At 36.2% G+C, this 13,202-nt stretch carries 8 protein-coding genes; 1 reads left to right on the forward strand and 7 read right to left on the reverse strand.

All coding sequences use genetic code 11. From position 1 onward, the window contains the following. The first annotated feature begins 314 nt into the window (after positions 1-314). The gene (locus tag ACFILH_RS08735; protein ID WP_375630853.1) at positions 315-1,199 is read left to right on the forward strand and encodes a metallophosphoesterase family protein; all 885 of its coding nucleotides are present in this window, start codon (positions 315-317) and stop codon (positions 1,197-1,199) included. A gap of 1,454 nt (positions 1,200-2,653) precedes the next feature. Here ACFILH_RS08735 and ACFILH_RS08740 read toward each other — a convergent pair. The 7 genes from ACFILH_RS08740 to ACFILH_RS08770 all read right to left on the reverse strand — a co-directional run bounded on the left by ACFILH_RS08740 (position 2,654) and on the right by ACFILH_RS08770 (position 13,201). Next, positions 2,654-3,478 (reverse strand): outer membrane protein, encoded by an 825-nt coding sequence (locus ACFILH_RS08740; RefSeq protein WP_273791555.1) that lies wholly within the window; start codon positions 3,476-3,478, stop codon positions 2,654-2,656. Between the two features lie 443 nt (positions 3,479-3,921). Then, a complete protein-coding gene (locus ACFILH_RS08745) occupies positions 3,922-6,867 on the reverse strand; it encodes a bifunctional [glutamine synthetase] adenylyltransferase/[glutamine synthetase]-adenylyl-L-tyrosine phosphorylase (RefSeq protein ID WP_375667663.1) in 2,946 nt (981 codons plus the stop codon). A 77-nt stretch (positions 6,868-6,944) separates the two neighbouring features. Further along, positions 6,945-8,327 carry a HAMP domain-containing sensor histidine kinase gene (locus tag ACFILH_RS08750; RefSeq protein ID WP_273791553.1) on the reverse strand — a complete coding sequence of 461 codons (1,383 nt, stop codon included), beginning with the start codon at positions 8,325-8,327 and terminating at the stop codon, positions 6,945-6,947. After that, on the reverse strand, positions 8,324-9,010 hold the full coding sequence (locus ACFILH_RS08755) for a response regulator transcription factor (protein ID WP_273791552.1): 687 nt from the start codon (positions 9,008-9,010) through the stop codon (positions 8,324-8,326). The genes ACFILH_RS08750 and ACFILH_RS08755 overlap by 4 nt, the downstream gene beginning before the upstream one ends. 73 nt (positions 9,011-9,083) lie before the next feature. Further along, entirely contained in the window at positions 9,084-10,595 is a 1,512-nt protein-coding gene (locus ACFILH_RS08760) for a Do family serine endopeptidase (RefSeq protein ID WP_273791551.1), read from the reverse strand. Positions 10,596-10,809: 214 nt separating this feature from the next. After that, positions 10,810-11,220 carry a cytochrome c-type biogenesis protein CcmH gene (locus tag ACFILH_RS08765; protein WP_375643132.1) on the reverse strand — a complete coding sequence of 137 codons (411 nt, stop codon included), beginning with the start codon at positions 11,218-11,220 and terminating at the stop codon, positions 10,810-10,812. 1 nt (position 11,221) lies between these two features. Beyond that, positions 11,222-13,201: a heme lyase CcmF/NrfE family subunit gene (locus tag ACFILH_RS08770; RefSeq protein ID WP_375643133.1), complete on the reverse strand. Its 1,980-nt coding sequence runs from the start codon at positions 13,199-13,201 to the stop codon at positions 11,222-11,224. Position 13,202: the final 1 nt, after the last annotated feature.

The raw sequence follows: 13,202 nt of genomic DNA on the forward strand, positions 1-13,202 counted from the left end.
CCTTGTATAAGCGTAGAGATGGTAGTGTACAGTAAGCCCTATATACTTCACAGAAGCTTTCTATTATAGCATCGAATACCGGTCGTGAAATTAGCTCAAACGCATTGAGAAATGTTTTTTTTTACAAATATGTGAATGTACAACACAATGATATTCTATTGGGGATATTCTATTGGGGATATTCTATTTGGAACATTCCGCTTGAGGCGTTCTTTTTTGCAAGCTAATTTTTATTTTACAATCTTTCTTGCCTTTAAGCACTAACTTATCTTATGTTTATTCTTTAAATCGTTTTTAATACTCTACGAGCTTTTATGTTTTATCTTGCCCATATATCGGATGTACATCTTTCACCTCTCCCGCAACCTTCCCTCTTCGAACTTTCTGGGAAACGTCTTACCGGTTATCTGAATTGGCAAAAAAAACGTAAGAGTCAGATGGCAACAGACGTCCTAGAAACTTTAATAGATGCCTTGAACAAAACAAAACCTGATCACCTTGTGATCTCTGGTGATCTTGTAAATCTTGCTCTCGATAAGGAATTTGAACAAGCACGTCGTTGGCTACTTAACTTAGGACAACCTCAAGATATTTCTTTGACATTTGGAAATCACGATGCCTATGTCCGCGGCGCTTTCCAAAAAGCATGCACTCTCTTTAAACCTTGGATTACAGGTGACATCCCTCAAAAAAGCGTCTTTCCTTATATGCGCATTCGCAAAGATGTTGCCATCATAGCAGCTTCTTCAGCCATTGCGACACTGCCTTTTCAAGCTTCTGGTTATTTTGGTAAAATGCAAGCGCAAACTTTACCGCTCTTTTTAAAAGAAGCAGCACAGCGCAACCTTTTTCGTGTCGTCATGATTCACCATCCCCCCTTTCCCAATGCAACGTCTTGGCATAAAAAACTACGGGATATAAAACGTTTTCTAAACGTTATCAAATATCACGGTTGTGAACTTATTCTTCACGGACATACTCATTTACCCACATTGAATTACATTGAAGGACCAATTAAAAAAATTCCTATTGTTGGTGTTCCTTCCGCATCACAAGCTTTTGGTGATAAAAAACCACCCGCAGGCTTTAATTTATTTTCCATTGAACGCTTACAAAATCAATGGCATTGCCAATTACAACGTTATAGCATTATCAACCCCAAAAACGAGATTGCATGTACTGAAACAATTAATCTTTAAACACCTTCATAGTTGCCAAAACAACCAAAAACGAAAATATTTTTATTTCATATCCCTTTGGAAATCATAATTCTTATTTCCCTTTTTCTCCTTAAAAGACAAAGTTTCACCTTCTCTGTTAATAGATCAATTTTTCTCAGAGAATTCCATCTGCTGCCCCACTTATGTAACGAGCTTTTTACAAACTTATTGGTTTTCTTCCTTCCCGCCCTAAAGGACGAAAATTCTACCCCATCTGATTTATAAATAATCCGGATTCTTGTCGCACGGGTTCCAGCTGCTAATTGCGCATGTGATTTACTTCACAAAGCTCTACACATAAACCCTGCTTTAAATTTCATCATACACTCCTCCAAAAGCATCTAATGCGTAAAATCCTTATAATATTACAATGATGATATTTTATAGAATAATAGAGAAGCTCATTCAGCTTCTATACCTGAAAATAGATGACTAAAAAAGCCAAATAATAACTAAAGTATATAATTTAAATAACCCAACCTACTTGTGATTTATAAACAAATAATGTTGATTGATTTATCGTAAATAGATTTGAAATAATCCCTTACTATTTCACTCGATATTTATTATCGTACATTTAAAAAAAATATAAAAAATAATAGATTATATTTCGATAACAGATATAGGTAATAATGTTTTTTATGTCTCGATAAATTCCTAATTTGCTATCTATTTTTTCCTATAAATAAATTTATAATACTCTTTATAATTATTTTATTATTATAAATTATTATTTATAATATCACATAAAATATCTAATAATAATAAAAATTATAATATGAATTTTTATTATTATTGAGTTATATTGCGGATGTAATTTTACGTGCTTTAGAATTTTTTTTGCGATCTTTTTGTTATTAAATAAAATATTTTACGATAACGCAAAACAGAAAAGTCGATTGTATCAGAGGTCTTTCAAATAAAACAAAACACCATTAAGTTGCCAATTCATGTGTTGGTTTAAAAAAGCATCTTTTACAGCACCCAAACTCATTTCCCGACGGCACCTATGAATGATGTAATGATAAGTCCATTTAGCATCACCATCTTTACGTTTATGGAAAAGCAAGCTAGTATCAAACCTCACACTTTGCCAATCCCCAATGTAGCGACAGCTTTTGGCACTTAAGATGATTCATAAGAGGCATTTTTATTCTTTCTTTAATGTTTTTTATCTCACTGCTCTCCCTCCTTTTGACGTACAAAAGACGCGGTTTTGATTGGTCAACATGGTATAGGTTTAAAATGAGAAAATCTTATGATCCTTGGATCTCTCACTCAACATGACAAAAAGTAAATTATATTTATAAATCAACGTATTGTTCGAATAAAATAGTAGCTCTTTTGAGTGAAGAATATTTTCCAGCGCATATCTGAAAAATAAAAGCCTCATTCGAAAATGAGACTTTTGAATTGTTTAATTCTGCAAAAAATTAAAATTTATAAGCTACACCCACGCGGAAATCATTTGTTTTGTAGCCCATTTCAAATTTATCCTGTATGAACTTTTTTTTGCCAAAATCTGAATAACGATATTCTGCACGCACAATAACATTATCAGTCATTGCAAAATCAATACCACCTCCAAGGGTGTAACCAATCATGGTCTTTTTTTCATCATGCAACCAATCAGAAAAATCAACTTCTCCATTTTTGCTATCAGTAACTAACCCAAAAATATTCTGAAGCTGCGTATAAGCAACCCCTCCGGAAATATAAGGCATCATACGCTCAATCGCAAAACCAACTCTCACCCGTGTAGCACCAGCCCATTTTTGTTTTAAGGTATGACGTACAGCTTTAATACGCCTTGTTGAATCATTCTCATGCAAATCTCTTGTTAGACTTTTTTCTTCTGTAGGTTGTGGTTTTTCTTCAGTTGGACTTTTTTCCGGTAGATCGACATCTTTAGAATCCTTTTTACCAGACCACATAATATCCGTATCAATACCTATAATAAAACTATTATCGATATCAATATTGGAACCTGCATAAACTCCCCCTATAAAACCAGAAAGTTTAGGTAAATTCTCCTTTCCAATTGGATTCCATATCCTTGTCTCATCTTTTAAATAACTTGCAGTTGTTTTACCTGAAAAGTTACCAATCTGTCCTCCAAGATAAAATCCTGTCCAAGAAAAAGCAGGCGCTGCAATAACAGGAACAGGCTGTTCAGGAATAGCGATATCCGATGCCTGTACTACAGAAATTGAAATTAAAGAAAATATAGATGTTGAGGCTAAATACTTTGTAATCATAATTGCTCCCCTAAAAGCTAATGTGATACATAAATAATAATAAATCGTTTCACACTTTTTTCAAAAAATCTATAGCAAAAATGACACAGTTGAAAAATTAAAATCTTATTTATAATTTCCTAAAACTATTAATCTATAGTAGCTTTTATAGCTTCATATTGATCATTATTATCCAGAATTATATAAATAATTATAATATCAATTTTTTGAAAAGAATGAGATAAGGCTCATAAAGCATATCATTCACTAAACTAGTCACTCATCGTTTTTTGTATAAAGAATAATACCTAGAATAGCACATTTAACAGAGAAATTTTTTCATCACACTTGAAAAACCACTAGAGAACTTCACTCTAACCCTCTCAAGCGTGTAATGAAATAAAAGACAAAAATTAATATATAAAAATGGAATTAATAATTTTTATTATTCTTATAGAATTATTTTAATGTTTCATGATTTTTGTAAAAACTGAACAGACCAATTGCCCAGTTTCTGCAATTAATTTTTCAACACGAAGCAAATCAGGTTCCCCAACACTATTTAACAAAAGGTCACTTAATCCAGGTGGCATGTCATTGGGATCAAGAGAATCATTTAAGCAAAGCCGTATAATTTGACTCAAATTTGTATAAAGACGATAGGCATAATGTAAATCAGCAATACATGACTGATTAAGAAAACTGTTTGGTAAGTGATCTAAAATATCCGCTGTCGTCGCTCCAATTTGAAACTCAATGACATGCGTAATAAGAGAAAATTGAGCAATAAACTCCAAATCCATAATGCCACCAGACATCGTTTTAAAATCCCATTGATTTTTTGGCGGCTTTTCTTTTGCAATCAAGGAACGCATTTCACACACTTCTTTTGCAACTTCCTTCTTATCACGAGAAATAGCAATAATTGCACACACTTCATTTTCTAGCTTTTGTAAAAAATCAGGATCTCCTGCAATGCCTCGAGCCCTTGTTAAAGCAAGATATTCCCATATCCATGCTTCTTGGCGATAATACTTTTTAAAAAATGGAAAAGAAACAGCAATAGGTCCTTTATTGCCTAACGGCCGTAACCTTAAATCAACGACATAAAGAACACCTTGGCTTGTAAGAGTGGATAAAGCAGAAACGAGGCGCTGTGCTAAACGCGTATAATATTGAGAAATATAAAGAGGCTTTTCTCCATCAGATATTTCTGCATCATCATCATGTTCATAAAGCAAAACGAGGTCAACATCGGAATCTGCTGTTAATTCACGACTTCCAAGTTTCCCCATACCCAATATGCCAACACGCCCTCCTTTAATACGACCATGAAGACGAGAAAATTCCTCTTGAACGGTAGCAAATGTTTTTGTAATCATAAGATCAGCAAGTGCAGTAAAAGCAAAACCCGCTCTTTCTCCTGTAATTGCACCATTCAAAATTCGAATACCAATCAAAAAACGTTGTTCATCTGCAAAAATCCTTAAATGGTCAAGAATCTCCTCATAAGAAAGAATATTTTCAAGAAAATATTCAAGCCGTTTTTCTAAATACGTTTTTGTTGGTAATTCTGAAAGAATATTTGGGTCTAACATTCCATCAAAAACGTGGGATCTGCGTGTAATAATTTCTGCAAGACGTGGAGCAGCACCCATAATAAGGACAAGCATATCCAAAAGAGAGGGATTAGACTGCAAAAGACTAAAAAGCTGAATTCCTGAAGGTAAGCCCTGTAAAAAACCATCAAAACGCAACATCGCCTCATCAGCTCGTTTTGTCCCACCAAAAGCTTTCAAAAGAGCTGGTGTTAATTCCGTTAATCTCTCGCGTGCTTCGGCTGATTGCGTTGCTTTATAACGACCAAAATGGAGCGTGCGCATAATACGACAAATATCACTTGCTCTTTCGAAGCCTAAACGGCTTAACGTTATTAATGTCTCCGGATCATCTTCTTCACCGGTAAAAACTAAATTACCAATTTCTAAACCAAGTTCTTGCTCATTCTCAAACAGTGCTGCATAATGTTTTTCAACAACCTGAAGTGTTTTTAATAAATCACGGATAAAACTGCTACTGTCTTGATAACCCATTAAATAGGCAACACTTGTGAATTGAGCAGTATCATTTGGAAGAAGATGTGTTTGTTCATCGAAAAGCATTTGAATACGATGTTCCACATTTCGAAGAAAAGCATAACTTTTTATAAGGCTATTTCTCGTTTTCTCACTGATCCAACCAAGCGTGTGAAGTTCTGCTAACATTGCAACTGTCTGACGTCCACGTAATTGAGGAAAACGTCCACCAGCAATGAGTTGCTGTGTCTGAACAAAAAACTCAATCTCACGAATACCACCACGACCTAACTTTATATTATGCCCATAAGCTGCAATTTGACCGTAATTTTTATGCGCATGAATTTGACGTTTGATCGAATGAATATCAGCAATAGCAGCGTAATCTAAATATTTCCGCCACACATAGGGAAACAGCTCTTTGAGAAAGTTAAAACCTGCCCTCTTATCACCAGCAACTGGACGTGCTTTAATCATGGCTGCTCGTTCCCAATTTTGCCCACGCCCTTCGTAATAACGCAATGCAGTCCTTACTGGTAAGGCCAAAGGGGTTGAACCTGGATCTGGACGAAGACGAAAATCAAGACGAAAAACATATCCTTCCGCAGTGCGTTCTTGAATGATACGGATTAATCGGCGTACCATTTTAGAAAATACGTCAACACTTTCAGAAAGATTACCAATATGAGGTGATGTTTCATCAATGAAAACAATAAGATCAATATCAGAAGAATAATTAAGTTCCCCTGCTCCTAACTTTCCCATCCCTAAAATAATTAAACCACAGTCTTTTTCTGGATTCTCACGGCTTAATAAATTGATCTTACCATGATCATGCGCTTCTCTTAATAGAAAACGTAGTGCTACACTTAATGCTGCTTCGCCCAAACGTGTCAACCAAGCACATGAAACTTCGTAAGTAAAAACACCTCCCAAATCAGCTAAAGCAATGAGAACATGCGCTTCTCGTTTTTTGCGCCTTAAAGCAGCCATCAATGAAGTTTCATTTATAGTTTCATCCTTATCGATAGCCGTAATATCATCTATAATTTCGCTCAGCCTTGTTTCTACATCAACATTTAATAAAGCACTAAGATATGATGGATTGGCAATTAAAACCTCACGCAAAAAAGGAGATAAGGTCATAACCGAACTGATAAAATCAATCTGCGTTCCACTCTCTGAAATGATGGAAATAAGCGATTCTAAACCTTCTTTCCTTGCTTGTTCTTCCATGTCTTTTAACCATTGGGAACTACTTTTATCGAGAGGGCATAAAGGGAGAAGCTGTGTTTTTAAAAAAGCTTGTTTCGTCTGCGCTCCCTTGAAAAGCATTTTGCTTTCCTTTCTACTGCTTTATACTTTTAAAATAGTTGTTACGTATGAAAAGAGAAAAGTGAAGAAAAATATCTTTAAGGAAATAACAAAACAGCCCTAAGCCCTGGATTTGCATTTTCAAGTAACAATTCACCCCCGTGAAGCTTCATAACTGCTTTTGCTATACTTAACCCAATCCCAAACCCAGGTTGTGTGCGGCTTTCTTCAAGACGAACAAATCGTTCTGTCACTTTTTCACGTTTATCCTCTGCTATTCCTGGTCCATTATCGCTCACAACAACTAATAAATGTTCATCACGATATTCCATTGATAAGCAAACCTCCGCTTTCCTTTCACCTTTAGACGCATATTTAATGGCATTATCTATAAGATTAAAAATTGATTGTGCAACAAGCTCACGATTCAACTTAAGCTCTTTATCAAATATATTCCCCAACCGAAGTAAAACACCTGACTCTTCAGCAAAAGGTTCGTAAATCTCAACAGCATCCTCAAGGATCAGTTTCATATTCATCATTTCAAGATGCTCAATTGCACTGCTGGCCTCAATACGTGAAATCATTAAAATTGCATTGAACGTACAAATAAGTTGATCTGATTCTGCAATAACCCTATCAAGGACCTGACGATATTCAAGCTTTGTCTTATTTCCTGAAAGTGCTTCTTCAGCACGATTTCTAAGACGCGTTAACGGCGTTTTCAGGTCATGAGCAATATTATCTGATACTTGACGTAAACCAATATTTAACTCTTCAATGCGGTCTAACATAACATTAAGATTGGTTGACAATCGATCAAACTCATCCCCTACTCCAGAGACAGGTAAACGCCCACTGAAGTCACCATCCATCAAGCGCTGTGATGCAGCCGTTACATGATCAATCCTTTGTAAAGCTCTCCTGCCAACAAAAAACCATATGAGTAAAGCGCCTCCAACCATTGCAGCAAGTGCAATGATCACAGCTTTGCGAATAACAACAGCAAAACGTTCTGGCTCATCCAAATCACGTCCTATAAGAATCTTCATAGCATTAGGTAAATCAACAATAACCGCCAAAGCGCGATGTTCACTTGTTTTGCCATGTTCTCCAAAACGGGAATATAAAAAAGAGGTAGAAATAAAACCACTCTGATTCAAAAGACCTAATTCAATACGTGCTACATTTCCTGCTAAAATACGCCCCATAGAATCCGTGACAAGATAAAGAAATGCTCCTGGTTGTCTTGAACGATAATCAATAGTGCGCATTAATAAGGATAATCCCCCATAATTATAAGCATTTTCAATATACTTTAATTCTTCATGTAAAGCCTGTTCAGTTTGCTCTGTTAACAATGAAGCAGAAAATGCCGTCATATAAATAGAAAGTCCTGTTGCCACCAATCCAAACAATAAAATGTAAAGTGCTGAAAGCCTTAGCGCTGTCGTGCGCATTATATTAATCAAACGATTCATGCTTTGTTATCTGGTACTTTCAGCATATATCCAGCTCCACGCACTGTATGAAGAAGGGGAACATCAAAATCTTTTTCAATTTTGGCTCTCAAACGGGAGATATGGACATCAATGACATTCGTTTGTGGATCAAAATGGTAATTCCAAACATTTTCCAAAAGCATAGTGCGTGTAACAACCTGCCCGGCATAACGCATCAAATATTCAAGTAAACGAAACTCTCGTGGTTGCAATAGAATGTTTCTATCACCTCGTTTTACCGTATGTGCTAACCGATCAAGCTCAAGATTACCTACACAGTAAACAGTTTCTGCTTCTTTAGGATTTTTCCGCCGTTGTAAAACTTCAACACGCGCAAGAAGTTCAGAAAAAGCATAAGGCTTTGTCAAATAATCATCTCCCCCTGCACGCAGCCCCGTTACACGATCATTAACTTGCCCTAAAGCAGACAGGATAAGAACCGGTGTTTCATTGCCTTTAGCGCGCAATTCAGCAATAATAGAAAGACCATCACGATGTAAAAGCATTCGGTCAACAACCATAACGTCATAATTTTCCGTGGTTGCTAAAGCATATCCCGTATCCCCATCATAAGCAACATCAACGGAATGCCCTACTTCCAAAAAAGCTTTTTCGAGATAATGCCCCGTCTCATGATCATCTTCAATAACGAGTATCTTCATAAAACGTATCTCCATTATTTTATTATGTTGTAGGACAAATATTTAATAAACATTTGTCCTACAAACTAAAGCCTTACTTTTTGAAAATTGGAAGAGCAACAAAACGATTTTGATCATTTGTCCGCACTTGTAAGAGTATAGCCTTTCGTCCTAACTGCTGAGCATTTTTGATTGTGTTAATAATATCAGAGACTCGTTTAACCGGTTTATTATTTACTGTCACAATGACATCACCAGGGCGTATCCCTTTATCTGCAGCATCTGAATCGGTATCGACATCCGTTACGACAACCCCTACACCATCATCAGAAGGCATAACAATCAGACCATAATCTTCCAATGTTTCATCTAAATCACTCTGTCCATTTGAATATTTTGAAGTCTCTTTCTTACTTTCATCTTCAGACATTGAAGCGAGTTTAACCTTGATGCTCTCCTCCTTACCTGATCTCCAAATCCCTATGGTTACCATTTCTCCTGGTTTAATATTTGCAATACGTTTCGCCAGCTCACGCGCATCAGCAATTTTTTCATTATTCACTGAAATAATTACATCACCCGCTTTAATACCAGCCTTTTCTGCCGGTCCTTTTAACGGATCAGTAACCAAAGCACCTTTGGCTTCTTTCAAACCTATTGAATCGGAAATCTCCTTTGTTACCGGCTGAATCTGAACACCTAACCAACCACGTTGAACTGAACCTTTTTCAATAAGTTGTTGTACAACCTGTTTTACAGTCGCAGCCGGAATAGCAAAAGCAATCCCAACATTTCCTCCAGAAGGAGAAAAAATTGCTGTATTAACCCCAACAACCTTTCCATTAAGATCAAACGTTGGACCACCAGAGTTTCCTCTATTAACAGCAGCATCAATCTGAATAAAATCATCGTACACACCAGTGCCAATATCACGTCCACGTGCAGAAACAATACCTGCTGTCACAGTTCCACCAAGACCAAATGGATTCCCAATGGCAACAACCCAATCCCCAACACGAAGCTTTGAATCATCACCAAAATCAACATAGGAAAATTTTCTTTTATCATTCACTTTTAGTACGGCAAGGTCGGTTTTGGGGTCTTTCCCAATGAGCTTTGCATTCAATTCTGTACCATCATCAAGAACAACAGTATAACTTGTTCCATCAGAAATCACATGATCATTGGTCACAATGTAACCATCAGATGAAATAAAAAAACCCGATCCAAAAGCAACAGGACGGAGTCTCTGCGATTGGTGCGGAAATTTATTTTTAGGTTTATCAAAATCATAAAACTCTTTAAAAAATCTTTTTAAAGGATGCTGATCTGGTAATTGATCAAGTCCTGGACCACTAAAAAAGTTGCTAAAGAACCTATCTTCTTTCTTTTTATTGCTCTTTACTTGTACTGCTACAACGGCTGGTTTCACTTGAGCAACAATATCGGCAAATCCCTGTTGTTGCATTAACGAAGTAAATACAGAACTTGCATGAGCCTTTGTCATCCACAAGCTTGATGTACATCCACTAAAAAACAGTGCACTTTCCAATATCGCAGAAAAACTCACTGCGACAAATGTTTTAAAGAAAGCCTTTTTAACCATTTACTCTATGCTCCTATTCAATCATACCTTTATTCCAATTCCGACCACTTATAAAATACCAGACCTTACCGTTTTCTGTCTAAATTATTAAAGTTTTGTAAGGTTTCAGTATTCCCTAATATAATTACAATAAGATTGTATGCTCATTGCAAATGATCTGATTTCTTTTATGTAACATCTTTTTTAATGCAATGACATTTTTGACTGTTCTTTTTCATTCACATAACGCATGATTATTCCGTTTGAAGTGGAAAAATATGATACTTATGCCAGTGATAATAATGATCAAAGGCGAGAACCATAAAAACCAAGTTATTTTATTCAATGGTGGCTTCAAGAGAATAAATTCACCATATCGCTCAACAAGAAAGTCAGTGACTTGCTGATTACTATAGCCCATTTTTAGCCTTTCCCGAATTAAAAGCCGTAAATCACGTGCTAAAGCAGCATCTGAATCATCAATTGATTGATTTTGACAAACCGGACAACGTAAATGCGATGAAATATGGCGTGCTCGCGCTTCAAGAATCTTATCCTTTAAAATCTCATCCGGCTCTACTGCTATTGCTAATTGAAAAGGAAACGTTGCAATTAAAAAAAATACAATCCAAAGAATTTGTTTCATCTCAATGTCTTTTCCAAAAATTTAAAGCAAGCACTACCCTATTGTACATGCCAATGCGAAACCAATACCCCAGAAGAGAAAGACATCCCCCCATAGCCATCATGAATGCCCCTAACCAAATACATATTACATAAGGCTTCCACCATACGTGCACAACAAGACCCCGATTATCGATATGTCCCGGTACAATATATAGCTGCGATAAGCCATGATTTTTCAGACCAACTTCTGTTGTTGATGTATTTTGACTTGAGTAAAATCGCTTTGAGGCTGTTACATGACCCACAATGTTTTTATTTTCATATATTTTAAAATAAAACTCCATTGTCGAATAATTCGAACCAACACCATCATACACTGCATCAAAATGAAGCGTTTTATCCGCTATCGTCACCCTATCCCCTATGTTCATGATTAAAATACGTTCTTGCCCAAAACTTGCCACACAAACAATACCAAATAGTGTAACGCCTAATCCCATATGTGCTATTGCTGCACCAAAAGTAGACCATGGCAATCCAAGAAATCTCTTAACGCGTACTGAAAAAGCTCTCTTGCCATATCCACTCTTTCCCCATAGATCCGCTAAACTGCCTAAAAAAACAAACGCTGAAAGCCCAATCCCTAAAACTGCAAAAATATCACGCACAGATGCCGCATAGAATATTATAAAACAGACGATACCAACGAATACAAAAACAAACCATAACCGTTCAAAAACTGCAAGAAAATCACCGCGTTTCCATGCCATCATTGTCCCAAACGGAACAAACAACAACAGCAAAACCATTAGCGGTCCACAAGTAATGTTAAAAAAAGCAGACCCTACAGAAATTTTTTGCCCAGTTAATATCTCAATAAAATAAGGATAAAGCGTACCAATCAATACTGTTGCTGTTATTGTTGTAAATAACAAATTATTTAAAACAATAAACCCTTCACGTGAAATTGGTTGAAAAAATCTTTCTGTTTTTAAAATAGGGGTGCGCAAAGCAAAAAGAAAAAAAGCCGCTCCTGTAAAAAAAAAGAAAAGCGCAAGCATTGCCTGCCCCCGTGCTGGATCAACAGCAAAACTATGAACAGAAATTAAAAGCCCAGAACGCACAAGAAAAGTTCCCATCAGAGAAAGGGAAAAAGTAAGCAGCGCTAAAAACAAAGTCCAACTTTTCAATATTTCTCGTTTTTCGAGAACAAGAGCAGAATGTAAAAGAGCCGTTCCTGAAAGCCAAGGCATAAACGAAACATTTTCAACAGGATCCCAAAACCAATAGCCGCCCCATCCTAGCTCATAATAAGCCCAATAGGAGCCAACCATAATACCCAATGTCAAAAAACACCAAGAAAGTAAAAGCCACGGACGAATCCCACGCGCCCAAATTCTATCAACATGTCCCATAATCAATGCCGCAACGGCAAAAGAAAAACAAAGTGAAAAACCAACATAACCTAAATAAAGTAGCGGTGGATGAATTGCTAATGCGATATCTTGTAAAAGAGGATTGAGACCATTTCCCTGCAATGCTGGTGGATTCACGCGTAAAAATGGATTGGATACAAAAAGAATAAATAAAAGAAAAGAAGTTGTAATCCAACTTTGGCAAATTAAAACAAGCGTCTTAAAATCTTCTGGCAAATGTTGGCTAAAAAAAGCCATCAATGCGCTAAAAAAAGCAAGACTTAAAACCCATAACAACATAGAGCCTTCGTGATTTCCCCAAACACCTGTAATTTTATAGAGCATCGGTTTTTCTGAATGAGAATTCTCAACAACGTTCAAAACAGAAAAATCAGATACGACATAAGCATAAATTATCACTAAAAAAGATAAAAGTAGTAATGTAAAAGTGATATATGTTAGAGGAACAGCTGTTTGCATTAACAAACGCTCTCTCCACCAAAAACCTAAAGCAGGTAAAAACGCCCCTAATAAGCTTACTGAAAATGCTGCAGCTAAAAAAATATGACCCAGTTCGACAAGCACA

It is taken from the genome of Bartonella sp. CL435QHHD, assembly GCF_042195095.1.
Taxonomy (GTDB): domain Bacteria; phylum Pseudomonadota; class Alphaproteobacteria; order Rhizobiales; family Rhizobiaceae; genus Bartonella.